The sequence below is a fragment of the Phytohabitans rumicis genome, from assembly GCF_011764445.1.
GTDB classification, from domain to species: domain Bacteria; phylum Actinomycetota; class Actinomycetes; order Mycobacteriales; family Micromonosporaceae; genus Phytohabitans; species Phytohabitans rumicis.
The window spans coordinates 3,303,522-3,328,453 of sequence record NZ_BLPG01000001.1; the positions used below are offsets into that span (position 1 = coordinate 3,303,522).

Annotated in this window: 24 protein-coding genes; 10 read left to right on the forward strand and 14 right to left on the reverse strand. The window is 73.2% G+C overall.

What is annotated here, in order from left to right:
• Positions 1–22: 22 nt before the first annotated feature.
• The 4 genes from Prum_RS14365 (at position 23) to gnd (ending at position 4,349) form a co-directional block, all read left to right on the forward strand.
• The gene (locus tag Prum_RS14365) at positions 23–970 is read left to right on the forward strand and encodes a helix-turn-helix transcriptional regulator (RefSeq protein ID WP_173077043.1); all 948 of its coding nucleotides are present in this window, start codon (positions 23–25) and stop codon (positions 968–970) included.
• Positions 971–1,097: 127 nt separating this feature from the next.
• Entirely contained in the window at positions 1,098–1,910 is an 813-nt protein-coding gene (locus tag Prum_RS14370; protein WP_173077044.1) for a hypothetical protein, read from the forward strand.
• Positions 1,911–1,949: 39 nt separating this feature from the next.
• Positions 1,950–2,912, forward strand: coding sequence for an SMP-30/gluconolactonase/LRE family protein (locus Prum_RS14375; RefSeq protein ID WP_173077045.1), 963 nt, complete (start codon positions 1,950–1,952; stop codon positions 2,910–2,912).
• A gap of 12 nt (positions 2,913–2,924) precedes the next feature.
• Positions 2,925–4,349, forward strand: coding sequence for an NADP-dependent phosphogluconate dehydrogenase (gnd, locus tag Prum_RS14380; RefSeq protein ID WP_173077046.1), 1,425 nt, complete (start codon positions 2,925–2,927; stop codon positions 4,347–4,349).
• A gap of 343 nt (positions 4,350–4,692) precedes the next feature.
• Here the strand turns inward: gnd and Prum_RS14385 are convergent, their stop codons facing one another.
• Together Prum_RS14385 and Prum_RS51485 are read right to left on the reverse strand one after the other, a co-directional pair.
• On the reverse strand, positions 4,693–5,079 hold the full coding sequence (locus tag Prum_RS14385) for a hypothetical protein (protein WP_246277889.1): 387 nt from the start codon (positions 5,077–5,079) through the stop codon (positions 4,693–4,695).
• Positions 4,988–6,211 carry a S1C family serine protease gene (locus Prum_RS51485; RefSeq protein WP_246277890.1) on the reverse strand — a complete coding sequence of 408 codons (1,224 nt, stop codon included), beginning with the start codon at positions 6,209–6,211 and terminating at the stop codon, positions 4,988–4,990. Before Prum_RS51485 ends, Prum_RS14385 begins: the two co-directional genes overlap by 92 nt.
• 47 nt (positions 6,212–6,258) lie before the next feature.
• Between Prum_RS51485 and Prum_RS14395 the strand changes: the two genes are divergently transcribed.
• Positions 6,259–6,909 carry a response regulator gene (locus Prum_RS14395; RefSeq protein ID WP_281368906.1) on the forward strand — a complete coding sequence of 217 codons (651 nt, stop codon included), beginning with the start codon at positions 6,259–6,261 and terminating at the stop codon, positions 6,907–6,909.
• Here Prum_RS14395 and Prum_RS14400 read toward each other — a convergent pair.
• Entirely contained in the window at positions 6,881–9,133 is a 2,253-nt protein-coding gene (locus tag Prum_RS14400) for an HAD-IC family P-type ATPase (protein ID WP_173077049.1), read from the reverse strand. The genes Prum_RS14395 and Prum_RS14400 overlap by 29 nt on opposite strands.
• Positions 9,134–9,222: 89 nt before the next feature.
• On the opposite strand from Prum_RS14400, the gene Prum_RS14405 reads away from it, so the two are divergent.
• Positions 9,223–10,716, forward strand: coding sequence for a sensor histidine kinase (locus Prum_RS14405; RefSeq protein WP_173077050.1), 1,494 nt, complete (start codon positions 9,223–9,225; stop codon positions 10,714–10,716).
• Positions 10,717–10,937: 221 nt separating this feature from the next.
• Here Prum_RS14405 and Prum_RS53800 read toward each other — a convergent pair whose 3' ends face one another.
• Both Prum_RS53800 and Prum_RS48825 read right to left on the reverse strand, forming a co-directional pair.
• Positions 10,938–11,066, reverse strand: a complete 129-nt coding sequence (locus tag Prum_RS53800; RefSeq protein WP_281368907.1) for a hypothetical protein — start codon at positions 11,064–11,066, stop codon at positions 10,938–10,940.
• Complete coding sequence (locus Prum_RS48825) at positions 11,063–11,356, reverse strand: DUF8746 domain-containing protein (RefSeq protein ID WP_178132650.1); 294 nt, start codon at positions 11,354–11,356, stop codon at positions 11,063–11,065. Before Prum_RS48825 ends, Prum_RS53800 begins: the two co-directional genes overlap by 4 nt.
• 125 nt (positions 11,357–11,481) lie before the next feature.
• Here Prum_RS48825 and Prum_RS14420 point away from each other — a divergent pair, with 125 nt between their 5' ends.
• Entirely contained in the window at positions 11,482–11,910 is a 429-nt protein-coding gene (locus Prum_RS14420) for a CBS domain-containing protein (RefSeq protein ID WP_173077051.1), read from the forward strand.
• 10 nt (positions 11,911–11,920) lie between these two features.
• Here Prum_RS14420 and Prum_RS14425 read toward each other — a convergent pair whose 3' ends face one another.
• Positions 11,921–12,322: a VOC family protein gene (locus Prum_RS14425; RefSeq protein WP_173077052.1), complete on the reverse strand. Its 402-nt coding sequence runs from the start codon at positions 12,320–12,322 to the stop codon at positions 11,921–11,923.
• Between the two features lie 22 nt (positions 12,323–12,344).
• Positions 12,345–13,538: a CobW family GTP-binding protein gene (locus tag Prum_RS14430; RefSeq protein WP_246277891.1), complete on the reverse strand. Its 1,194-nt coding sequence runs from the start codon at positions 13,536–13,538 to the stop codon at positions 12,345–12,347.
• A 72-nt stretch (positions 13,539–13,610) separates the two neighbouring features.
• Here Prum_RS14430 and rpmG point away from each other — a divergent pair, with 72 nt between their 5' ends.
• On the forward strand, positions 13,611–13,778 hold the full coding sequence (gene rpmG / locus Prum_RS14435; protein ID WP_173077054.1) for a 50S ribosomal protein L33: 168 nt from the start codon (positions 13,611–13,613) through the stop codon (positions 13,776–13,778).
• Positions 13,779–13,781: 3 nt separating this feature from the next.
• Here the strand turns inward: rpmG and Prum_RS14440 are convergent, their stop codons facing one another.
• Together Prum_RS14440 and Prum_RS14445 are read right to left on the reverse strand one after the other, a co-directional pair.
• The gene (locus Prum_RS14440; protein WP_173077055.1) at positions 13,782–14,522 is read right to left on the reverse strand and encodes an anti-sigma factor; all 741 of its coding nucleotides are present in this window, start codon (positions 14,520–14,522) and stop codon (positions 13,782–13,784) included.
• A gap of 19 nt (positions 14,523–14,541) precedes the next feature.
• On the reverse strand, positions 14,542–15,138 hold the full coding sequence (locus tag Prum_RS14445) for a sigma-70 family RNA polymerase sigma factor (RefSeq protein WP_173077056.1): 597 nt from the start codon (positions 15,136–15,138) through the stop codon (positions 14,542–14,544).
• A 187-nt stretch (positions 15,139–15,325) separates the two neighbouring features.
• On the opposite strand from Prum_RS14445, the gene Prum_RS14450 reads away from it, so the two are divergent.
• Entirely contained in the window at positions 15,326–17,386 is a 2,061-nt protein-coding gene (locus Prum_RS14450; protein ID WP_173077057.1) for an Hsp70 family protein, read from the forward strand.
• Positions 17,370–18,725: an Hsp70 family protein gene (locus Prum_RS14455; protein WP_173077058.1), complete on the forward strand. Its 1,356-nt coding sequence runs from the start codon at positions 17,370–17,372 to the stop codon at positions 18,723–18,725. The genes Prum_RS14450 and Prum_RS14455 overlap by 17 nt, the downstream gene beginning before the upstream one ends.
• A 236-nt stretch (positions 18,726–18,961) precedes the next feature.
• Here the strand turns inward: Prum_RS14455 and Prum_RS53805 are convergent, their stop codons facing one another.
• From Prum_RS53805 to Prum_RS14480, 5 genes are all read right to left on the reverse strand, one after another.
• Positions 18,962–19,819, reverse strand: coding sequence for a class I SAM-dependent methyltransferase (locus Prum_RS53805; RefSeq protein ID WP_281368910.1), 858 nt, complete (start codon positions 19,817–19,819; stop codon positions 18,962–18,964).
• A 16-nt stretch (positions 19,820–19,835) separates the two neighbouring features.
• Positions 19,836–20,606, reverse strand: coding sequence for an ErmE/ErmH/ErmO/ErmR family 23S rRNA (adenine(2058)-N(6))-methyltransferase (gene erm / locus Prum_RS14465; RefSeq protein ID WP_173077060.1), 771 nt, complete (start codon positions 20,604–20,606; stop codon positions 19,836–19,838).
• A 265-nt stretch (positions 20,607–20,871) separates the two neighbouring features.
• Complete coding sequence (locus Prum_RS14470; protein WP_173077061.1) at positions 20,872–23,133, reverse strand: CHAT domain-containing protein; 2,262 nt, start codon at positions 23,131–23,133, stop codon at positions 20,872–20,874.
• Positions 23,130–23,375, reverse strand: coding sequence for a hypothetical protein (locus tag Prum_RS14475; RefSeq protein ID WP_173077062.1), 246 nt, complete (start codon positions 23,373–23,375; stop codon positions 23,130–23,132). The genes Prum_RS14470 and Prum_RS14475 overlap by 4 nt, the downstream gene beginning before the upstream one ends.
• 42 nt (positions 23,376–23,417) lie before the next feature.
• Complete coding sequence (locus tag Prum_RS14480; RefSeq protein ID WP_173077063.1) at positions 23,418–24,908, reverse strand: S8 family peptidase; 1,491 nt, start codon at positions 24,906–24,908, stop codon at positions 23,418–23,420.
• Between the last annotated feature and the right edge of the window lie 24 nt (positions 24,909–24,932).

Below are 24,932 nucleotides of genomic sequence, written 5' to 3' on the forward strand. Positions count from 1 at the left end.
ACCGTGTGGCAATCTGGAACGCATGCTGGAAACCTCGGCTCGCCTGCTCAAGCTGCTGTCGCTGCTGCAGAACCGGCGCGACTGGTCCGGCGCGGAACTGGCCGAGCGGCTCGGCGTGACGCCGCGCACCGTGCGCCGCGACGTTGACCGCCTGCGCGGCCTCGGCTACCCGGTGCACGCCGCCGCGGGCGTGGCCGGCTACCGGCTCGGCGCCGGCGCCGCGCTCCCGCCGCTGCTGCTGGACGACGAGGAGGCGGTGGCCGTGGCGGTGGGGCTCCGCACGGCGGCCGGCGGCTCGGTCGCCGGGATCGAGGAGACCTCGGTACGCGCGCTCGCCAAGCTGGAACAGGTGCTGCCCTCCCGGCTCCGGCACCGGATCAACGCGCTGCAGAGCGTGACGGTGCCGTTGATGCCCGGCGGCGTCACGGTGGACCCCGCGACGCTCACCGCGATCGCCGCGGCCTGCCGCGACAACCACCGCCTCCGGTTCGACTACCGCCAGCCGGACGGCACCGAGAGCGTGCGCGACGCCGAGCCGTACCGGCTGGTGCACACGGGTCGCCGCTGGTACCTGGTCGCGTGGGACACCGGCCGGCAGGACTGGCGCACGTTCCGGGTCGACCGGCTCACGCCCCGTACGCCCACCGGGCCCCGGTTCACCCCGCGCCCGCTGCCGGCCGACGCCGCCGCGTACGTGTCGCAGAGCGTGGCGTCGGCGCCGTACCGGTATCAGGCCCGGATCCTCATGCACGCGCCCGTCGAGGTGGTGGCCGAGGAGGCGTCACCGACCGCCGGGCGGCTGGAGGCGGTCGATCAACGATCCTGCATCCTGCACACCGGATCCAATTCACTGGATGAACTCGCCCTCTACGTCGCGCTCAAGGGCATCGACTTCGAGGTGCTGGATCCACCTGAGCTGGTCGAGCACGTCCAGACGCTGGCGAAACGGCTGGGGAGAGCCGCGTCGTAGCCGGTTCAACACTCCTCGTGTTATTGGTGTCCTTCATCCGCGAAAGGCGCCAATTAGCCGCCTTTCGATCTCCCCCGGTGCACGCCTAGCGTGGCGTGTGGCGCACTAGGCCCCGGGGGTGAGGAGCGTGTGGCGTAACGCAGCCCGTATGGGTGCGGTGATCGGGTGTCTCGTGGTGGGCACCGCGGTGACCGCTTCACCAGCTGTCGCCGCTCAAGGCGTCACCGTGGAGATCACGGAGTTGTCCGACAGCTTCGAGGCCGGCGCGGCGCGGCCGGCCCAGATGACCGTGGTCGCGACCAAGCGGGAGGGGCGCGACTGCCTCAAGGTCCGCTGGTCACTCGTGCTGCGGGTGCAGGACATGAGCCTGGACCAGCTCCGCGTCGACCGGATCGAGGAGGACGGCTCCTTCCCCGTGGACGTCCAGACGGCGGGCGCGGAGGTCCGCCTCACCGACGAGCAACTCGACCCCGGCACGCTGTGCCGCGACAGCACGGTGACCGCGCGTTACGTGCTTGCCTTCGCCGAGGACGCGGCGGCCGGACGGGTCACCCTCCGCGCCGAGGCCCGCGACGCCCGCAATGACTTCCTGGAGAGCGCCACGGCGACCCGCAACGTCGAGGGCGATGCCGTGACGGCCCCGACACCGTCCGAGGAGCCCTCGGAGGAGCCGAGCGAGGAGGCGAGCGATGAGCCCGCCGAGGAGCAGGCCCCCGTCGCGGGCGGCGGCGTCGGGCAGCCGATCCAGCCCACCTCGGCCAACGGCGGCTCCGGGCTGCTCCCGGTCGGCTTGGCGGTCGGTGGCATGATGGTCTTCCTCGGCCTGACGCTGTTGCTGCGGGCCCGGCGCAAGCTGCTGCGCGCCCAACCCGTGGGACGCACCGGCGCCACGGGCGTGTGGCGCGGCGGGAACGCCCGAACGATGCGGGAACGCCGCTGAACTTGCGGCAGCCCTCCGCCCGTATCCCTACATATGGGTATGAAGGTCGCACCGAAACCCCGTACCGCAATCATCTGGACCGCGATGGGGGCCGCCTTGGCGGCGGCGCTGGCGCTGGCGACCGGCCTGGCCACGGCCGGCGACGAGCCGGCGCTGGTCGACGAGATCGCACTGCCGAACGGCTTCCAGCCGGAAGGCGTCGCGATCGGCGCCGAGCCGGTCGCGTTCTTCGGATCGCTCGCGGACGGCGCGATATTCCGGGCCGACCTGACGACCGGCCAGGGCGCGGTGATCGGCGCGGCGCCCGGCACCCCGTCCGTGGGGCTCAAGCTGGACGACCGGGGACGCCTGTTCGTGTCCGGCGGGCGCGCCGGCGACGCCCGCGTGGTCGACTCGCGCACCGGCGACGTGCTCGCCAGCTACCGGCTGGCGGCGGAAGGCTTCGTGAACGACGTGGTCCTGACGCCCGCCGGGGCGTTCTTCACCGACTCGACGAACCCGGTGCTCTACCACCTGCCGATCGGCGCGGACGGCGCGTTGCCGCCGCCGGACGGCGTGGTCCGGATCCCGCTGGTGGGCGAGATCGAGTACGGCGAGGGCATCAACGCGAACGGGATCGCGCTCGCGCCGGACGGGCAGACGCTGCTGATCGTGCAGACCAACACCGGCCTGCTCTTCACCGTCGACCCGGCCACCGGGCAGACCGCGCGCACCGGCGTGGTGGACCTCGCAGGCGACGGCCTGCTACCAAACGGAGACGGCCTCCTCGTTCTGGGGCAGACTCTGGTCGTGGTGCAGAATCGAGCCAACACGCTGGCGGTGCTGCAGATCAACCGCACCGGTAGCCAAGCGGACCTGATCGACCGGCTCACCGACGAGCGGTTCGACGTGCCCACCACCGTGGCCGCCTTTGACGACCTGCTCTACCTGCCCAACGCCCGGTTCGGCACCGAGGCGACACCGGACACCGAGTACAACGCCGTGGCGATCGCCCGGCCGTAAGGAGGAAGACCAATGACGGAGTTGGCGCGCATCGGGGTCACCGGGCTGGCGGTCATGGGCCGCAACCTGGCCCGCAACCTGGCGCGGCACGGGCACCCGGTGGCCGTTCACAACCGGTCGTACGGCCGGACCAAGGAGCTGGTCGAGGAGTTCGGCCACGAGGGCACGTTCCTTCCGGCCGAGACGGCGGAGCAGTTCGTGGCGAGCCTGGAACGTCCCCGGCGCCTCGTCATCATGGTGAAGGCGGGCGGGCCGACCGACGCCGTGATCGACGAGTTCGCGCCGCTGCTGGAGCCCGGCGACATGATCGTCGACGGCGGCAACGCGCACTTCGCCGACACCCGCCGCCGCGAGCAGGCGCTGCGCGAGCGCGGCCTGCACTTCGTCGGTGCCGGCATCTCCGGTGGCGAGGAGGGCGCGCTGCACGGACCGAGCATCATGCCGGGCGGCTCCGCCGAGTCGTACGAGGCGCTGGGCCCGCTGCTGGAGGACATCTCGGCCAAGGTCGACGGCACCCCGTGCTGCGTCCACGTCGGCCCGGACGGCGCCGGCCACTTCGTGAAAATGGTGCACAACGGCATCGAGTACGCGGACATGCAGCTCATCGCCGAGGCGTACGACCTGCTGCGGCGCGGCTCGGGCATGCAGCCGGCCGAGATCGCCGAGGTCTTCAGGGGCTGGAACGAGGGCCGGCTCGACTCGTACCTGATCGAGATCACGGCCGAGGTGCTGGGCCACGTCGACGCGACCAGCGGCAAGCCGTTCGTGGACGTGGTGCAGGACCAGGCCGAGCAGAAGGGCACCGGCCGCTGGACCGTGCAGATCGCGCTCGACCTGGGCGTACCGGTCAGCGGCATCGCCGAGGCGGTCTTCGCCCGGTCGCTGTCCGGCAGCGGGGAGCTGCGCCAGGCCGCCGCCAACCTGCCCGGCCCGGTCCCGTCCGGGGCCGCCGGCCTGCTCGTGCAGGACGTCGAGGAGGCCCTGTACGCCTCGAAGATCGTCGCGTACGCCCAGGGCTTCAACCAGATCCAAGCCGGCAGCGCCGAGTACGGCTGGGACATCGACCCGGGCGCGATGGCCACGATCTGGCGGGGCGGTTGCATCATCCGGGCGAAGTTCCTGGACCGGATCAAGGCCGCGTACGACGCCGCACCTGGGCTGCCGTCGCTGCTGGTGGACGACTACTTCCAGGACGCCGTACGCGGGGCGCAGGACGCCTGGCGTCGGGTGGTGGTCACGGCGACGCAGTTGGGCATCCCGGTGCCCGGGTTCTCGGCGGCGCTGGCGTACTACGACGGGCTGCGGGCCGAGCGCCTGCCGGCCGCGCTGATCCAGGGCCAGCGCGACTTCTTCGGCGCCCACACGTACCGCCGGGTGGACCGCGACGGGTCGTACCACGTGCTGTGGGGCGGCAACCGCAGCGAGGTATCCGGCTAGAGACGTCTCGCGGTGAGGGTGAGGAAATTCAAAAGATGTTGAGCTGCCGCGATGTCCGTCGCGGTCCAAGCCGTCGCTCCCGCGGCCTCACCCTCCGCGTCTCACGACCCACCCGGGCCCGCTGGGCCGGCAATCAAGCTTGCTCTGCTTCCGTATCGGAAACGGTCCGGCGTCCACCGCCGCCGCGAACCCACAGGCATCGCCCGCCGGGGCCGATTGTGGACCGCGCAGGGCGAGGCCGCGGGAGCGACGGCCCGGACCGCGATAGATCCCCGCCGTCGATCTTGGACTTGTCAGGCGCCATATCCGACATTTGGACCTGATAAGTCCAAGATCGCCAGCTTTACGATTCGTCTACGGCGGTCTGGGCTTTCTCGCACGCCGTGGTGGCCTGGCGGAGCGCGGTCGAGAGGGCGGCGTCGTTGTCGGCGCCGGCCGCGTCCAGCGCCTCGATGAAGCGGCGCATGCATGGGAGCAGGGCGTCGCGCTCCTTCGTGACGTCGGTGAGCGTCTCCTTGTTCTTGGTCAGCTCGTCGTTCGCCGCCTTGGCGTCGGCCTCCAGCTTGGTGATCTTTTCCTGGTCGGCCTTGATCGTGTCGTCCCGGTCGGAGACCTGGGTGCCCAGCGTCTCCCGGGTGTCACCGAGCTGGCTGCTCTTGGCCACGTACAGGCCGGTCATCGTGCCGGCGAGCAGGAAGAGGGCCACCGCCACCACGACCAGGACGAGCATCGGCGCCCGGTTGGGCTGGGCCGGCACGGGTCCGTACGGGCCGGCGGCGGCCGGCGGGGCGCCCGACACCGCGTACGGGGGCGTGCTGGCCGGCCAGCTCGGCACGACCGGAGGTGGATAGACGGGGTAGGCCGGTGACTGCGGCGGGACCTGCTGCGGGTCTTCCGGCTGGTACCCGGGGTGGGCCATTGCTCTTCCTCCTGGGGGTGTTTGCAGATCTAACAGACCCGGAACTTCGTGCACGCGGTCTGGATGGGGGTGGCCAGGCCGATCCCTCGGCGTCCTTGGCCTTCGCGGTCGCGATGCCCACCACCTGCTTCGAGGTGTTGACCACGGGCCCGCCGGAGTTGCCGGGGTTGATCGACGCGTCGAACTGGATGTGCTCGCCGGCACCGCCCTCGCCCTTGCGCAGCGCACTGACCACGCCGACGGTGACGCTGTCGGTCAGGCCCAGGGGCGAGCCCACCACAACGATCTGCTGGCCCGACTGGACCGCGGTCGTCGAGGTGGCCAGCCCGGCGAGCTCGAACGGCGCCGTGAGCAGGGCGATGTCGTTGGCCTGGTCGACGTCCGCGACCGTGGCCGGGTACGACTCGCCGTCGCGCTCCAGCGTCACGGTGGTGCCGCCGCGGCCCCAGATCTCCGCCACCACGTGGTACGCCGTGAGCAGCCGGGTGTTGCCGCCGGCGTCCGGGCTGCCGACCGCGAAGGCGCTACCGGACAGGCTCCCCGCGGTGACCCGGAAGACGCTGGGCAGCACCGCGGCGGCCACCGCTTGCGGGTCGAAGACCTGGCCGGCCCGCTCGCCGAGCTGGTTCACCTCCGTCTCCAGGCTGTCCAGCCGCTGGTCCTCACTGGCCTGCACCTGGCCGGCGTCCCGGCGCGCATCGCGCAGGTCGCCGCGCAGGTCGCTGATCTGGATGGCCTGCACCACCGCGACGGCACCGAGCGCGAGGCCCAGCAGGAGCGCCAACCCGCCGACGACGATCCCCGTACGGCGGGGGCGCGGTGGCACCGGCGGCGGAAGCTGCATGGGACCCAACACTCCACCGTGGACCTGTGCCGGGATCGGGATCCGGCCGGTCGGCTCCTCAGGGCCGGGGGCGCCCTGCGGTCCGTGTGCAGTGGTCACCGGTTCAGGATCTCATCAGGACGCAAGACCCATTCAGGTAGCTTCAGATGGTGATTCGCGTACTTCTCGCCGACGACGAGGCCATGATCAGGGCCGGCGTGAAGGCGATCCTGGCCTCCGACGCCGGGATCGAGGTGGTGGCCGAGGCGGGCGACGGCCGCGAAGCCGTGGAGCTGGCCCGCGCCCACCGCCCCGACGTGGCCCTGCTGGACATCCGGATGCCGCGGCTGGACGGGCTGGCCGCGGCCGCCGAGATCCGCCGCGCGGTGCCGGACACCGCCGTGATCATGCTCACCACGTTCGGCGAGGACGACTACATCGCGCAGGCGCTGGGCGAGGGCGCCAGCGGCTTCCTGCTCAAGTCCGGCGACCCCCGCGAGCTACTCACCGGCGTACGGGCGGTCGCCGACGGCGGGGCGTTCCTCTCGCCGCGGGTGGCCGAACGGGTCATCGCCGAACTGCGCGGCGGGCGGATGTCCAAGGGCGCCGCGGCGCGTACCCGGACAGGGGCCCTCACCGAACGCGAGCGCGACGTGCTCGCGCTCGTCGGCGCCGGACTGTCCAATGCGGAGATTGCCAAGCGCCTGCACCTGGTGGAGGGCACGGTGAAGAGCTACGTCAGCACCATCCTGACCCGGCTGGGCGTGCGCAACCGGGTGCAGGCGGCCATCATCGCGTACGAGGCCGGGCTCGTGTGACCAGCTCCAGCAGGAGTCCGGCGGCCACGGCGAGCGCCACCGCCTGACCGGGCGCGCGCAGGCCCACCAGTTCGAGCTGGAAGAAGTCCTGCAGGAACGGCACGACCAGGGTGACCGCGAACGCCGTACCCATCGCGAGCACGAGCAGAAGGCGCCACCACGTGTACGGCCGCGCGATGATCGCCAGGGCCCACAGCGCGACGAGGAAGAGGGTGAGCGTCGCGGCCGACGTCTCGGCCGCCAGGTTGCCGTCGTAGACGCGCCGGGCCAGCAGGTACGACGTGATGGTCGCGCCGGCGCCGAGCACGCCCGCCGGTACGGCGAACCGCAGCACCCGCCCCACGAAGCCCTCCCGCGCCCGCTCGGCGTTGGGCGCGAGGGCCAGGAAGAACGCGGGGATGCCGATGGTCAGCGACCCGACGAGCGTCAGGTGCCGGGGCAGGAACGGGTACGGCACCCGGCTCAGCACCACGACGACGGCCAGCAGCACGGAGTACACCGTCTTGGTGAGGAAGAGGTTGGCGACCCGCTCGATGTTGCCGATGACCCGGCGCCCCTCGGCCACCACGGCCGGCAGCGCGGCGAACGTGTTGTCCAGCAACACGATCTGCGCCACCGCGCGGGTGGCCGGGCTGCCGGAGCCCATCGCCACGCCGATGTCGGCGTCCTTGAGCGCGAGTACGTCGTTGACGCCGTCGCCGGTCATCGCCACGGTGTGACCGCGCGCCTGGAGCGCCGCCACGATGTCGCGCTTCTCCCGCGGCCCGACCCGGCCAAAGATGGAGGCGTCCAGATCAATCGGATCCGTGCGGACGTCAACAGAAGCCCCCTCCAGCCCGAGCTTGCGCGCCACCGCCCCCACGGACAGCGCGTTGTCGCCGGAGAGCACCTTGACGGCGACTCCCTGCGCGGCGAAGTACCGCAGCGTGTCGGCCGCGTCGGCGCGCAGCCGCTGAGACATCACCACCAGCGCGGCGGGACTGTCTTCTTTGGCCAGTAGTAGGACGCGCAAGCCCTGCGCCCCGTACGCGTCGACCTGCGCCAGCACGGGGTGACCGGGAGGCAGCAGCACGTCGGGGGCGCCCAGCCGCCAGGTCGCCGTCACCCCGGATGGGTCGCAGAGCGTGGCCCCACTCCACTTGCGCGCCGACGAGAACGGCGTCCGGTCCCGCACCGTCCACTGTGGTGGTCGAGGGTACGCCGCCGCGATGGCGTCGAGCCGGCCGTCCATGGCGCCCAGCACGCCCAGCACGGCCTCGATCGGAGCGCTCTGCTGAAGAAGGTCCACGCGCACAACCTCCATCCGCGAGTCGGTCAGCGTGCCGGTCTTGTCCAGGCACACCACGTCGACCCGGGCCAGGCCCTCGATGGCCGGCAGCTCCCGCGCCAGCGTGTTGCGCCGGCCGAGCCGGATCACGCCCACCGCGAACGCGACCGAGGTCAGCAGCACCAGGCCCTCCGGCACCATCGGGACCAGGCCACCGACCATCCGTCGCACGGCCTCGGGCAGGTCGTCGCGGTTGACCAGGAGCTGGCTGGCGACCAGCGCGAGCCCGGTCGGGATGATCATCCAGGTCACGACCCGCAGGATCGTGTCGATGCCGGCGCGCAGCCGCGAGTCGACCAGCGTGAAGCGGCTGGCCTCCTCGGCGAGCCGGACCGCGTACGCCTCCCGCCCGACCCGGGTCGCGGTGAACGCCCCGCCGCCCGCCACCACGAAGCTGCCGGACAGGACCTGGTCGCCGGGCTCCTTGACCACCGGGTCGGCCTCGCCGGTGAGCAGGGACTCGTCGACCTCCAGGTGGTCCGCCTCGGCGACCACGCCGTCCACCACGATCTGGTCGCCGGCGCCCAGCTCGATCAGGTCGTCGAGCACGATCTCGGACGCGTCGACGGTCACCGGCCGCCCGTCCCGCCGTACCACCGGGCGGGCGGCGCCGACGATCGCGAGCCGGTCCAGCGTCCGCTTGGCGCGCAACTCCTGGACGACGCCGATCAGGGTGTTTGCGATGATCACGCCGCCGAAGAGCGCGTCCTGGACCGGCCCGACCGACAAGATCATGATCAGGAGTACGCCGATGATCGCGTTGATCCGGGTGAAGAGGTTGGCCCGGATGATCTCCCCGACGCTCCGGCTCGACCGGGCCGGTACGTCGTTCACCTTGCCGGCGGCGATCCGCTCGGCCACCTCCGGGGCGCTCAGGCCCGCTTCCACGCGCAGCATGGCGGCGACGGTACGTACGCCCACCGGGCCCCGACCCCCGCCGATCGTCACCTGCCGTACCCCTCTTTCGGCAGGCTACGGTCTTTTCTGTGCGGCGGTTGGCGACGGATTTCGCGCTCTGGGTGGTGCTCGGGGCACCCGTCGCGGTCTCCTGGCCGGGGCACAACGCGTACCCCCTCGCTCTGCTGGTGGCCAGCCTGGCCGCGCTCGGCGCGGCGATCGCGCTGAGCCGGGCCCATCCGCTGGTGTCCCTCTTCGTCGTGGTGGCGCTCACCGCGGCGGACGGCAACTACTCGTTCGCGCTGCCGGTGGTCAGCTACCTGGTCGGCCGGCGGATGGCCAGCGTCCGCCCGGCGGCGATCGGGTTCGTCGTGATCGTCGTCGTGGGGTCGCCCTTCGTGCTGCTCCGCACCGGCTTCATCACCTGGGCCTCGATGGCCGGCGTGCTGCTCTACGCGGGCCTGTTCCCGTGGCTCGTCGGCCGCTACCGCCGGCAGCAGCAGGACCTCGTCGCGGCCGGCTGGGAGCACGCCGAGCAGCTCGAACGCGAGCAGCGCATGCTCGCCGACCAGGTCCGGCTGCGCGAGCGCACCCGGATCGCCGAGGACATGCACGACTCGCTCGGCCACGAGCTGAGCCTCATCGCGCTCCGCGCCGGCGCCCTCGAACTGGCCCCCGACCTCGACGAACGCCACCGCATAGCCGCCACCGAGCTGCGCGCCAGCGCCGGCGCCGCCACCGACCGCCTCCGCGAGATCATCGGCGTGCTCCGCGACGGCACCGACCCCGCGCCCACCCAACCGGTCGACGACACCATCGCCGAACTGGTGCGCCGCGCCAAAGACTCCGGCATGGCCGTCGCCCTCGACACCGAGGGCGACCTCAAACCGCTGCCGCCGATGGTGGACCGGGCCGCCTACCGGGTGGTCCAGGAGGCGCTCACGAACGCCACCAAGCACGCGCCCGGCGCCGCCGTCGCCGTCCGGCTCCGGCACGGCGACACCGAGGCGACGGTCACCGTCCGTAACGCCCCACCCCCCGCCGGTCCGCTGCCGGCCCGCTCGCAGGGGCGGCGCGGCCTGGTCGGGCTTCGTGAGCGGGTACGCCTTGCGGGCGGGACGCTCAGCGCGGCGCGGCTGCCCGAGGGCGGATTCGAGGTGGTGGCCCGCCTGCCGTACGCCGCCGGACCGGTCGCGTCGCCCGACTCCCCATCCACCGAACGCCGCCGCATCGTGCAGCGCCAGGCCCGACGCGGCCTGATCACCGCCATCGCCGTACCGGCCGCGCTCGGGGCTGCGCTGGGTGCGACGGCCATCGGCTACTACGTCTACGCCACCACGGGATCGGTGCTGACCCCGCGCGAGTACGCCACGCTGAGCGTCGGAACGGACCGAGCCGCCGCCGAGCGGGTCCTGCCCCGCCGCCAGATGCTCGACCCGCCCAGCCGCGCCGAGCCGCCCGGATCTGACTGCCACTACTACCGGTCACACGGCGACATCCTGCGCGCCGCCGACGCGTACCGCCTCTGCTTCGCCGGCGACCGCCTGGTGGCCAAGGACGTCATCCCGATCCGTCGATCTTGAAGTTGTCAGGTTCCATATCGGGCATCTGGGCATGACAACTTCAAGATCGGCCCATTGCGCGCGCAGCGTCGCTAGGCGTCGCGGCGGAGGAGGGTCGCGTAGCCGGTTCCTAGGACGGCGGCTGCCCAATCCCGCGACCACCAAGCCGTCCGCCACGCCGCCGTCCCGCATGAACTCGCTTCCCGCCACGCCGGGTAGGTAGTCCGCGACCGGGCCGCTGATCACCACGGACAGACGAAGTCGTTGCCCACCAGGAACGCGCAGCCACCCATCAGGAGGAGGCCGCTGGCCAGGCACCACCACGTCGACCGCACCGACCACAGCTTGATCCACTCAGCGCGCGCCGTCATCGGTCGGCCGTCCCGGTGGCGTACTCGACGCTGCCCGCGGTCAGTTCGAGGTACGCCTCCTCCAGCGACGCGTCCTGCCGGCTCAGCTCGTGCAGGCGTACGCCGGCCTCGTACGCGAGGTCGCCGATCCGCTCGATGGTCGCGCCGGTGACGGCAAGCTCGTCGGGGCCGGTGCGCCGGGCGGCGATGGACGCGGCCGCCAGCCGGTCCGCGAGCGCCTCGGCGAAGGGCGTACGCACCCGGATGGCGGTCGTCGAGCTGCCGGCGGGCAGTGCACGATCGGCAGGCACTACCCCTGACGAAGGTGGGGTTTCCGCGTTGCCCTGCATGGTCCGATAGGTGCGGATACGGTGAGCCTTGAGACGCTCCACGTCCCGTTCGGCCGCGACGACGCGGCTGGAGGAAGGAGGGCACGATGAGCACCGCTCGTGAAATCATGCACCAGGGTGCCGAGTGCATCGGCGAAAACGACACGCTTGACAAGGCCGCCCGCATGATGCGGGATCTGCAGGTCGGAGCGCTGCCCATCTGCGGTAAAGACGACCGCCTGCACGGCATCATTACGGACCGCGACATCGTCGTGAAGTGCATCGCCGCGGGCGGCGACCCCCGCTCGATGACCGCCCGGGAGATGGCGCAGGGCACGCCGATCTGGGTCGACGTGAAGGCCGACGAGGACGAGGTGCTGCGGCTGATGACGGAGAACAAGATCCGTCGGCTCCCGGTCATGGACGGCCACCGGCTCGTCGGCATGATCAGCGAGGCGGACCTGGCCGTGCACCTGGACGAGCACCGCCTGCACGCGTTCGCCGAGAGCATCTACAGCGCTCAGCCGACCAACTAGACCACCGCGATCAGCGCGTCCCCGAGTCCGCGTCGGCGGCTGCGGGGACGCGCTCGTGCATGAGGACCAGGGTGTGCCCGTCGGGGTCGGTGAAGGAGCTCATCCACAGCTCCGTCGTCGCGTCGCGGTGCACCAGATGCGGCTCACCGTGCGCCGGAACCCCCGCCGCCACCAGGCGGGCGTGCTCGGCCTCGATGTCGTCGACCCGGAAGTAGAGCACGCATTTGCTGGCGAACTCCGCGCCCTCCGGCACGCCGAGGTAGAGCCGCACGTCGCCGCTGGCGAAAAACGCCATCGGCTGGCCCTGCACCTGGAAGAGCAGCGGGATGCCGAGCACGTCGCGATAGAACGCCACCGCGCGGTCAATGTCGCGGACGCTGATGTGTATCTGTGCCACCGGTCCGAGTACCACGTAACCATGGTAGGGAAGAACGTCACGCACCCAAGGCCACTCCGTCGAACGGGTTGGCCCACTGCCGCCAGTGCTCCTCGCCGGCGGACAGTTCGGCGTCGGTGAGCAGGCAGGCGGACAGCAACCGGTGCAGTTCCGCCGCTTCCAGGTCGAGGCCGATGAAGACCAGGTGGCTGTGCCGGTCGCCGTAGTACGGATCCCACTCCATCGCGGCGGCCAGCTTGCGCAGGTCGCTCGCCTCGTCCCAGCGGGCGTCCGGGAGGGCGGCCAGCCACGGCCCGAGCGTGCCGACGGACAGGCCGGCGCCGGACGACTCCCACGCGACCACGGTCTCGGGTTCGGTGGCGAGCCAGAGGTGGCCGCGGGAGCGCAGCACGCCGGCGGTGATCCGGCCAAGCGCCCGGTGCAGCCGTACGGCGTGGAACGGCCGGCGGGCCCGGAAGACCGCCGACACCACGCCGGAGTCCGCGGCGGGCTCGTGGACGCCGACGGCGTACCCCTCGATGCCGCGGGCCAGCACGGCCGGCGTGTCCGGGCGGTGCCGGCCGGTGTGCCGCAGCCGCTCGGCCAGGTCGGTGCCGTCCACGATGGACCCGCCGACCGCGAGGTGGGCCGCCCACGGCGCCATCCGGTCCAGCAGGACGGCGAGGCATTGGTCGTCCTCGGTGGACTGTCCCCAGCGGACGACCGTGTCGGCGTACTCGATCTGCCGGGCGATGACATCCGCCACCGCGCGACGGTCGTCGTCGGCGGCGTGCAGGCCCCGGTGCGCCAGCTCCTCGGAGCAGGAGAGCCCGTCCAGCACGCGGGCCGCGTCGACCACCGTGACGTACGAGTCGAAGCGCACCGCCGCGGTCACCGGCGCGCCGTCGACCAGGCAGTACGCGCAGGCCGCTGCCAGCGACTGCGGCTCCACGGCCTCGGGCAGGACCAGGAGGAGGTCCCGGTCCGGGTGTGCCCGCGCGAGTCGCACCAGGGTGGGCAGCACGTCCTCGCGGAGCGTGCACGAGACGCAGCCGTGGACGAGGTCGACCCGCTCGTCCTCCAGCACGCCCGAGCCGGTGCGGACGACCCGGTGCACCACGCCGTCGCGTACCCCGGCGAGGTCGTGCCGGACGAGCAGCAGCGACGGGTCGGCGGCGAGCAGCGCGCGGGCCGCCGCGAACGTGATGTCCGGCCAGAACCCTGACAGGACGGTGACGGCGGGCTGGGACATAAACCGACCCTCCTCCTTGTTGAAAACGATTGTCATCGTAGACTAACGTCTCCGACTGAGGAGGTCGAGGGCATGGCACGCCGCAACGACGTACGACCAGTGATCAAGCTGCGCAGCACGGCCGGCACCGGCTACACGTACGTGACCAGGAAGAACCGGCGCAACGACCCGGACCGGCTGGTCGTGCGCAAGTACGACCCGGCGGTCCGCCGGCACGTGGAGTTCCGCGAGGAGCGCTAGCCGTTAGGTCACCGTGACGGCGGCGACCATGTCGGTGGTCGGCAGGTCGGATCCTGCGGGCGAGGGCTCGACGGTGACGCCCAGGGTCTGCATGCCCCGTACGCCGTCGATGAGTTTGGTGCCGCCCGTCGCGCCGGCCGCGAGGACGCCCTTCGGCGTCGGCGTCGTGCCGGTGATTCCCCACAACTGGTACAGCTTGTCCGAACCCGGCGACGGCGCCCCGGACAGCAGCACGACGCCCTCGTCGCGGCTCTCCGAGAGCACCAGGGTCACCTGGCCGCCGCCGGTCACCGGCACCGAGCGCAGGCGCGCGTCGGACGCGCCGAGCACCGCCTCCACCTGCGCCTGCTCGGCGCGCGCGGCGTCCGCGACCGCGCGCTCATCGCGTACCCGCTGCTCCTGAACCACGAAGCTGGCCGAGCCCGCCGCCGCGGCCACGATGCCCGCGGCGACCGCGAGCGCCGTCCGGCGGCGCCAGATGCGCTGGGTGGGTGCCGCGTCCCGGTCCGGACGGCCCGGTCCCACCTGCCGGGTACGACGGATCTCCGCCAGCACGTTCTCGCGCAGCCGAGGTGGCGGCACCGACCAGGTGCCGTCGGCGAGGCGGGCGGCGGTCTCCTGCAGCTCGGCGACCTCCTGCGCGCAGGACTCGCACTCGGCGAGGTGGCGGGCGAAGGCCGCCCGCTCGATGTCGGTCAGGGCGTGCAGCGCGTACGCCCCGGCCAGCGCGTGCACATCGGTCATGCCGCGCCTCCTGATTCACTCATGCCGGCACCTCCACGCCGAGACAGTCACGGAGGCGGATGAGCCCGTCCCGCATGCGGGTCTTGATGGTCGGCAGCGCGGTGCCCAGCATCTCGGCCACTTCCCGATAGGTGTAGCCCCCGTAGTAGGCCAGCGTGATCGCCTCGCGCTGCAGCCCGGTCAGGGTCTGGATGCAGCGGCGCACCTGCTGCTGCTCCAGGTGGGCGGTGGCCGCCTCGTCCACCTCGTCGTACGGCGTCTGTCCCGAGCTCGCGGCGAGCTTGCGTACCCGCTCGGCGCCGGCCTGCTCGGACCGCACCCGGTCGACGGCCCGGCGGTGCGCGATCGTGAAGATCCACGCCGTCGCCGACCCACGAGCCGAGTCGAAGCGGCCGGCCGTCCGCCACACCTCGACCAGGACCTCCTGCGCCACCTCCTCGGCCTGGGCCGGGTCGCGCAGGACGCGCCGGGCCAGCCCGAACACCCGGGGCGCGACGAGGTCGTAGAGCCGGGTGAACGCGGCCTCGTCGCCACGCGCGACCGCGCGCAGCAGCTCGTCGGCCTCCGCCGACGGGTCCGGCGGCGGCGAGGGTACGGCCGACAGGTGCTCGGTCATGTATGCCAGCCTCTCAAGCACATAGGTACTTCGGAGCCCCCACTCGGCCGGATTGGTCAATCGATTGTTACCGACCCGTTTCCGGCCCTCCGGAGGGTGGACGCGACCGGGAGACTCGCGGAGACTATGCCGGAACTCCCCGCGTACGTCACCTCAACCCCCCGTCGCCCGAAGCAAGGGACCGCGTATGGCCGAACCGATCCTGGTGGTCGATGTCGGCACGTCGGGCACCCGTGTGGCGCTGGTCGTCGGCGACCAGTCCGGGCTCCTGCGCGAGCCCGGCAGCGGGGCCCTGATCTGGCCTTCCTCTCTCTGTGTAGACGACGCCGGCTACCTCGTCGGCACCGCCGCCGAGCGGCGCAAGCGGGCCATCCCGCGCCGGTACATCGACGGTCCGCGGCGGGCGGTCGACGCGCAGGCGTCCATGTGGCTGGAGGGGCGGGAGATCACCGGCGGCGAGGCGCTCGCCGCATATCTCCAGGCCGTCTGCATGGAGGCGAGGCAGCAGTACGGCGCGGAAATCCACCGGGTGACACTCACCACACCCGCGGACTACCTGAACGGCGACCCGCGCCGGGACGTCCTCGTCGCGGCGGGCGAGGCGGTCGGCTTCGCCGACGTGGAGCTGCTGTCCAGCTCGGTCGCGGCCGCGCTCGACCCGGAGACCGGCGGTGGCCTGCCGGCCGGCGCCCTGGTCCTGGTCTGCGACCTCGGCGCCACCTGGACCGTGGCCCTGGTGCAGGTGCGCGGCAACCACACCGCCCAGCTCGTCCAGCAAACCACCACGGCCGGCCGCGACCTCGACGCGCTGCTCATCAACGACCTGCGCGCCGAGGGCCGGGCCTGGCTGGAGCCGCTGCTCGCCGCGCCGGGCGACGCCGGGTTGCGGGCGTACTACGACGCGATCGACTTCGTACGCCGGCTGAAGCACCAGCTCACCGACGCGGAAGAGGTGGCCGACCACCTCACCCCGATCACCCCGCCGTACCGGCTGACCCGGGAGTGGCTGACCGCGTTCGCCGACCCGGCCGTACGCGGGCTGGTGGCGAGCTGCCACGCCGTCGTGGCCGAGGCCGGTGCGACGCTCGCCGACCTGGCCACCGTGGTGCTCACCGGCGGCTCGGCCCGGCTCCCGATGATCGAGCCGGCGCTGCGCGGCGCGCTCGGTCACCACGTACGCCGCGCCACCGACCCCGAGCTGGCCGTCGCCCGGGGCGCCGCCCGCTGGTCGGTCGGGGCGCTCAGCCGTGCGGTCCCCGCCGAGCGGCCGAGCTGGCGCGTCGAGCCGGTCTCGTGGGACGTCCCGGGTGGCCGAGGCGAGTTGGTGCGCTGGCTGGTCGCGGAGGGCCAGCCGTACCCGGCGGGCGCGGTCGTGGCCCGGGTCCGGGCGCCGGACGAGCGGGTCTTCGACCTGGTCGCGCCGCAGGCCGGCACGCTGCTCGCGCACCGGGCCGCCGCCGGCCAGCCGGTGGGGCCGGTGCTCGTGGCCGCGGCCGCCAAGAGCCCCAAGGCGCTCGCCGAGCACCCGCCGCCGCACCTGCACCGGTTGGAGGTGGCCGGGTCCTGGCTGCTCACACCCGACCGGCTCCGGCTGGTGGAGTGCGACGGCACCGGGCGGTACGTCCGGGTCCGCGGCATCGCCGACGGCGCGCTCACCGCCGAGTTCGTCCCCGAGCAGAGCACCGCGGCGCCGCTGGGCGGCCGGGTCTTCGTCGGCCCCGAGGGGCGGCTCTGCCTGGTGGCGTGGGACGCCGAGGGCTGGTTCTCGGTATGGGAGGTGGAGACGGGCAAGCTGGTGACCCGGTTCCGCGACCCGAGCGGACCAGGCAAGGTGCGGATCAACGAGGCCGAATGGCGGCTGGCCGCGGAGGCCGAGGGAAAGGTGGCGGTGGGCCGCTACCGCCGATCGACGATCACGATCTGGGACCTGCGCACCGGCGGCCGCATCGACAAGATCAGCGACGACGCGTGGACCCGGCGGCATCCCGACTACTCCGGGCGCAGCAAGGCGCAGGGCTTCGGCACGACGATCGCCAGCCCGGACGGCCAGCTGCGCGCCGCGATGCTGGAGTCGTCCGACGGGTCGGCGGTGCTGCTCCTGCACGACATCGCCACCGAGCAGGAGGTCTTCCGCGCCGGGGAACGCCCCAACCTGCGCGCCCTGGCCGGCTTCAGCGCCGACGGCCGGCACCTGCTGGCCACCTGGGAGTCCGAGGATCGGAGCCTGGTGGATGTCTGGCACATCTGAGCCCGTGTTGGTGGTCGACTTCGGCACCACCTCGTCGTCCGCCGCCGTGGTCGTCGGGGCCGCCGAGGGCCGGACCGTGCCCGAGCCCGTCACCGGCGCGGCCACCTGGCCCTCGGCGGTCTTCTGGGACGGCCAGCAGATGCTCGTGGGCACGCTGGCCGAGCGGCGCAAGCGGTCCGAGCCGGAGTCGTTCGCCGCGGAGTTCAAGCGCGGCCTGGCCGCGGACGCATCGGTCGTGCTCGGCAACCGGCGGTTCCGGCCGATCGAGCAGGTCGTCGCCATGCTGGCCGCGCTGCGGGTGGAAGGCGAGCGGCTGCACGGCGGCCCCATCGCCCGCGCGGTGGTCACCGTGCCGGCCAGCTACGGCTCGCACGATCCGCGGCGGGCCCGCATGATCGCGGCGGCCGAGGCCGCCGGCTTCGACACCGTCGAGCTGCTGCCCGAACCGGTCGCCGCCGCGTTCGCGCCGATCGTCGGTGCGCCCTTCGAGCCCGGCGATCTCGTGCTGGTGTACGACCTGGGCGGCGGCACGTTCGACACGGCGCTCGTGCGGATCGGGGAACGGTGGCACGAGGTGCTCGGCCACGCCGCGCTCGACGACTGCGGTGGCCGGGACATCGACGCGCTGCTGGCCGGCCGGATCCACATCGACGGCCAGGAGTGGCTCGCGCCCCTGCTCTCGTCGGCCGCCGCCACGCCCACCGCGCCGGCCACGCTGCGGCTCGGCATGGCGGTGACCGACTTCGCCCAGCGGCTCAAGCACCAGCTCAGCGACGCCCCGGCCGTCGAGGACTTCTTCCTGCCCAACGCGCCGCCGTACCGGCTGTCCCGGACCGACCTGGGGACGCTGGCCGCGCCGCTGCTCGGCCGGACCCTGGCGTGCTGCACCGACCTGGTGACCCGGCTGGGCGTACCGCCGTCGGAGGTCACCGCCGTGCTCGCGGTCGGCGGGGGCGCCCGCATGCCGGCCGTGACCGAGCTCCTGCAACGGGCGCTCCGGCTGCCCCTGCGTACGGTCGAGGACCCCGCGCTGGCCACCGTACGCGGCGCGGCCCGCTGGCTGCCCAGCAGCGGTCCACGCCGGGTCTCCGCGCAGACGTCACCGGAGCCCACGCTGCCGCTGGCGTTTCCCATCCCGGGCGGCAGCGCGCGACTCCTGCGCTGGCTGGTCGTACCCGGTCAGGCGTACCTGGCGGGCGTGCCCCTGGCCCGGGTACGCCTCCCGAGCGGCGCCCTGTGGGACCTGACGGCGACCGCCCCCGGCACCCTGGACCGCCTCCTGATACCGCCCGGCGCCGAGGTCGCACCCGGCACCTGGGTAGCCCTAGCCCGCCCCTAGCCCCTCCCCGCGCCTCGCCAGACATCAACGTGAAGGATCCGAGTCGCCCCAGCGACCCACATCCTTCACGCTCACGCAGGAGCGAACGGGTCTTGGCGCTGTATCGGTCGGCATCGCGCAGAGACTCGGCGACTGTGTCGACCAATTGCCCGCCCAGGGGCAACCATTCGCCACGATCACGGCGCCGGCCCGTTCCCTGACCGCTCGGACAGTGGCCCCGCGCGGAGCGCCGTCGCTCACTCCGCGCGGGTGCCCACGTGCACCGTGCGGGCGTCCAGCCAGTAGAGGTCTTCGCGGCGGCCGAGCCACGCCTCGTCGTCGGGGTCGAGGAGGCGGGCCCAGGCCGCCAGATCCGCCTCCGCCAGCAGACCGGCCGGGCGGAGCCGGTCCACCCGGTGCGCCAGACGATCCAGTAACCGGGCCAGCGACGCCTCCGAGAGCGGCACCGGGCGCTCCATCAACGTCGTACGCGAAGTGACCGCACTCAGGCCGGCACGGCGCAGGGCCTCGGTCCAGCCGTACGGCATCGGCACCGAGCCGGGCAGCCCGGCGCGCATGCCCGCGAACCACCGGTCCTGGGCGGCGTCGAGGCGGATCTCCAGGCCGGGCTCGCCGACACCCACGTCCCAGGGCAGGTGCCGGGGCGGCAGCCCGCCCTCGGCCAACGCCAGTCGCCCGCCCTGGGCGAGCAGGGTGGCCAGTGTGGCGACCGCGGCCTGCTGGTCGCCGGCGTGGTGGACGGACGCGGACGCCCACACCACGTCGGCCGGCGCGCCGAGGGCGGCCCGCAGGTCGGCGAGGTCGCCGTCGAGGTCCGCCTGGAGGAAGTCGAGCCGCGGCGCCCGCTCCTTCGCCGCGGCCAGGATCGCCGGCTCCATGTCGACCCCGACCGCCCGCCCGTCCGGGCCGAGCGCCGCCGCGAGCGCCACGGTCATGCCGGCGCCGCCGCAGCCGACGTCGACGGCCAGCCGGTCTCCCGGCCGGACCAGCTCGGTCGCCACGGTGGCGTACCACCCGGCCTCCTCGCCCGCGACCGCGCCCAGATGCCCAGTGTGCTCCGCCCAAACCACGGCGTACGGATCTTCGCTAGTCACCGGACCATTGTCGCCCTCACCCGGCGAGGAGGCGGAACAACAGCAGCCATTGCTCGGGCCAGACATAGCCGACCACAGTGGACACGTCCAGCCTTGCGGCACGGAAGGCGGCGTCCACCCGGCGCGCCGGGTAGTGCCGGCGCAGGCTCGCGTGCAGCGAACCGCCCGCGCCGCCGAAGCCCACGTCGACCAAACGCCGGTACGCCGGCAGCCGCTCCGGTGGCAGCAGCGGCACGGCGCGCCGCTCCAGCCGCAGGATGCCCGAGTCCACCCGCGGCACCGGGCGGAACTTGTGCCGCGGAATCCGCCCCGCCAGTCCCCAGTGGAACGCCGGCCACGTCTCGACGGTCACTCGGCTCCACCGGCCGTAGTCGCCGGTGCGCTTGCGGGCGTACTCCAGCTGGGTGACCAGTGTCGCGGAGGTCAGCGCCGGCGCGCCCAGGCACCATCGCACGATCGGGGCGGTCAGCGCGTACGGGATGTTGCCGACCACCGCGAACGGCTCCCGGGGCGGCCGGGCGGTCAGGAAGTCCTGGTGCCGGCGGACAACGTTGTCCGGCGCCACCAGCGCGGCCACGAGCTCCGGATCGACCTCGTACGCCACCACCCGCCCGGCGGCCGCGGCCAGCGCCCGGGTGAGCCGGCCGTCCCCGGCGCCCACCTCCAGGAGCAGATCGGTACGGGACAGCCGGGCCACGCGGACCACCTGGTCCAGTGCGCCCGGGTCATGCAGAAACGTCTGTGAGAACACGCGCCGCGTACGGTCGCGTTCGGTTTTGCGCGCCACGAGCCGGCGTCTCCCGCCTATCCGAGATGAGCAAGGACTCGGAAGGCCCTGGACGAGAACGCGAAGAGAAGAGTGGCTGCGAGCCAGCTCAGACCAGGGCCGGAAGCCCCAGCCGCGGCCTGACAACGAAGTCAGCACCCCACGCGCCCGTCCGGGCGGGGGTGCAGTTGATCAGGGCCTGTGTCATGCGGGCCAAGCTACCGGAATCGCGACGGAGCATGTATCGGATATCCGCCTGCGCGCTCCTGTAAGGCATGAGAGACAGTCACCAGCCGGCGCCGAAGCACACGAGCGGTGCCAGGTCCTCCTCGGTCTTCGCGGCCTTCTCGATCGCGGTGGCGAGCGCGGCGGCGGGCGAGCTGCCGTCCCGCAACGCCGCGTGGTGGGCCGGTCCGACCTGGTAAGCGACAGCGTCGGCGATCCGGGCGACGCCGGCCACGACACTCCCGGCACCGCCGTGCAGCAGGGCGGCGGTCATCCCCAGCGTCTCCTCGCCCGGCCTGGCCCGGGCCAGGCCCAGCTCACACGCCGACAGGACGATGTGCGCGGGCAGCCGGGAAAGCTGGTGCAGCTCATGGCCGAAGAGCGGGCCATCGGCGAGCTCCAGGTGGGAGAAGAGCGGGTTATCCGGCTCGTGCACGCCATGTGCGGCGACGTGCAGCACATCGGCGGTGCGCGCGGCCTCGCGTACCCCCGCGGTGGTTGACTCGGCCGGCGCCGCCGCCGTTGACCACGCCTCGGCGACGAGCCGCACCTCCTCCGCGGCGCGCAACACCCGCGGACCGGCGGCGAGGGCCACCGCGGGCCGCGCGGGCAGCGCGGCCCGGTCGCGCGCGGCCAGCCACGCGGTCGCGGACGGCACGACGGCCACTGGACGCCCGCGCAGCACCGGCAAAAGCGTCCACGGTACGGCGACCAGCCCGGCCGCCGGAGCCAGGAGCACCGGGCCGTCGGTGAGCAGGCGGCGCAGCGGATGCCAGAGCCGCTCGTCGAGGCCCTGCAGCGAACGGCGGCTGGCCGCGCGGACGCTGACCCGCACCGGTTCGGGCAGGTTGATCGTGGCAAGCGCGTCGAGGTCGGCGCGGAGCCGCCGGTGCAGCTCGATCACCGGGGCGGCGGGACCGAGGTCGAGCAGCGTACGGCGGCGCGGGCCGGCCACGAGAGCGTGCAGGCGCCCGCCGGTGAGCAGGTGCGCGACGTAGGTGGCGTCGGCGACGGCGAGCTGATCCTGCAACTGCCCGAGCGGGGCGGGCGCGAGCGTCTGGCCCGGCCCGGGCGTGTACCAGGACCGCTGCCGGATGAGCCGTTCGAGGTGGGCGCAGCGGGCGCGGAGCGCCGGTGCGGGGTGGCCGGCGAGCACGTGGGCGCGCAGCTCGACGCGGGTGTGCCGCAGGTCCTCCAGCATCTGCGCCGCTTCGGCGTCGGCGGGCGGTACCACCGGCGGCAGCCGGGTGGACAGCGCGCGGGCCCGCTCGGCCCAGCCGAACACGGTGGCGGGACGGCCGCCGGCGAGCGCCCGGGCCAGCCCTTGCTCGGCGAGGCGCCGGCCGTGGCCGCTCACCGCGGTCTGCAGGTCGAGGCTCCCGAACGACGCCTGGTAGCGGTGCAGGTCGGCGAGGGCCGCCCGCAGCTCCGCGTCGGCACGGCGGGGCTGGCCAGCCACGTCGGCGAGACCAGCCCGTACGGCGCGGGCCTGCAGGCGCGTCCCGATCGGATCGTCCCGGCGCAACCGGATCGCCGCCCCCGCCCGCTCGGCGACCCCACCGGCGCCCGCCGCCAGCAGCGCGGCCACGCCGGTCAGCGTGGCCCGGCGCGCCTCGTCGTCCAGGCCCGCCGCCGCCAGCGCGGTGGCCAGCCGGGCCGCGTCCGGCGCGGCCTGCGCCACGCCCCGCCCGTCGGCCACCGAGGCGGCGACCGCGACGTGCTCGGCGAGCAACCCCCAGGCGTCCGCGCCCCGGGCCGCGAACCGCTTCCGGGCCCGCCCGGCCAACCGCCGCGCGTCGGCGTACCGCTCCTCCAGCAGGGCCACCTGGGCGCGGGCCAGCTCCGCCTCGGCCTGGTCCTGCGGGGCCTTCGCACCGCGGAAGAGGTCGACGGCGAGCGCGAGGTCTTCGTCGGCCTCCCGCCACAGGCCGGCCGCGAGCAGCACCTGGGCCCGGTCGATGTGGTAGATCGCCGCGTGGATGGGCGACTGGTCACTGAGCGTGGCGCGGACGGTGTCCATCTCGCGCAGCGCCCGCGGCAGCGCGCCGGACAGCAGCGACAGGTAGCCGAGGTTGTGCGACGCCTTGGCGGCCAGCATGTCCAGACCGTGCCGGCCGGCGATGTCGGTGCAGCGGCTGAAGTCGGCCCGTGCGGCGGCCAACGCACCGCGCTGCATGTGCATGATGCCCCGGTTGAGCAGCGGCCGGCAGATGTACTCCGGCTCGGACTCGTCCAGCAGCCGTACCGCGGCGTCGAGCGCGGCCAGCGCCTCGGCCGGCCGCCGCGCGCGCATGTAGAGCAGCCCGCGCTGTGCGGCGATCATCCCCGCGGCGCGGCCGGCAGGTCGGCGACCGCGTCGGCCTCGGCCAGCAGCGCGAGCCCGTCGTCGAGGCGGCGGCGCTCCGCCTCGTGGTAGGCGAGGCTGATCAGGATGCGGGCCCGCAACTCCGGGTCGGGGCCGCTGTTCAGCGCGGCGCGTAGCAGCCGCCGAGCCGCTGCGTGCCGTCCGTGCTCGGTCTCCCGGACGGCCTGGGCATGCAGCTCGGCGGCGCTCGCGACGGACACGCCCCATCATGGCATGGGGTTTTGTGGATCCGGCTCGGCCGGTTAGCTCGCCTGTAGTGCCTCCAACGCGAACTGCATCCGCTTGACCGGGTCCTCTTCGCTCTGCATCAACGACGCGCTGCCGTTCGACGCGATCAGCGCCTTGGCGATCCGGCCGGCGAAGACCGGGGCCGCGAAAGACGTACCGCTGGAGATGCCGAACCCGCCGGCGAAGTCATCGATGTCGATGCTTTCCCGGATCATCGGGTGGTGCGGGTCGAGGATGGCGGCGCCGGGGCTCAGCGCGTGGTCGAACTTGGGCATCGTGCTCACCACGGCCGAGCCGGGCGCCCAGTGGTGCACCCACGTGCCCGTGTTGCTGAAGAGCGCGATGGTCCCGTTCGGGTTGAGCGCGCCCACACTGGACACTGGGATCGCGGGCGTTTCGGAGCCCGACGGCGGCTCGGCGTAGGCCGCGGGGAACATGGGCCGGGCGGTGGCGTCGTTGCCGGCCGCGCCCACCACGGCGATGCCGAGCTCGGCGAGGTTGCGCACCTCCTCGTACAGCAGCGAGCTGTACGCGTCGTCCGCCGGCGACTCGTGGTAGAAGCCCAGCGACAGGGACACCACGTCGATCGCCTGGCCGCCCGGCTCGCCCGCGGCGAATTTGCGGGCCAGTTCGTGCACCGTCTGCAGTGCCTGCAACAGCTCGGATTCGACGATCACGCCGTCGGAGTGGATGACCCGTACGGGGAGGATGTCGGCGTCCGGGCACGCCTGGCGGACCAGTCCACAGATGAACGTGCCGTGCCCGGCCAGCGGGTCGCGCATGCCGTCGAGCGGGCCGATGACGTCGCCGGTCGTGTCGAGCGCGGTGCCCGCGTCGCCGGTCAGCGCGTTGATGGCCGGCAGCACGCCCTGCTCCGGGGTGAGCCATTCGTGCGTACCGCAGCCGGTGTCGAGCACCGCCACCACCGGGCGCCGCGGGGTCACGCTCGCCTGCCGGACCGGGGGCGGCAGGACCAGGTGGACCGGCTGGGTGGCGCCGAACCCGAGCATCCCGTACTGGGCGACCGGGCTGAACGGGAACGCGGAGTGGTACGGGAAGGCCGAGTGATAGGGAAACGCCGAGTGGTACGGGAAGGCGGAGTGGTACGGGTTGCCGGTGATCGGCGACGTGGCGGCGAACATGAGGTGGTCGAGCCCGGCGCCGAGGCTGCGCAGCCGGCCCGCGTCGCGCGCCCGCAGCGCCTGGAGCATCCGCCAGGCGTCGGGGACGGCCGGGCCGGCGTTGGTCGGCGCGAGGCGCATGCACCGGCGGCGCGGCTCGCCGTCGTCGTCGAGGCGCAGCGACAGGCCCGCGGCGACCTCGTTGAAGACGCGGCGGTGCTCGGCGGCGGGACGGCGCATCAGGAGTCGGTTGGCGACGTACACAGTGGACTGAAGGGACTGGTCCGGTAGAACCTGGGCGGTGATGGGGTCGAGGGATCGGGCGCCGTGCGCCGCCATGAGGGCGGCCGGCGGCGCGGGGACGTGCTTATCTGCTGTGCCCACGTTGGACTCCCCACGAAGAGTTCG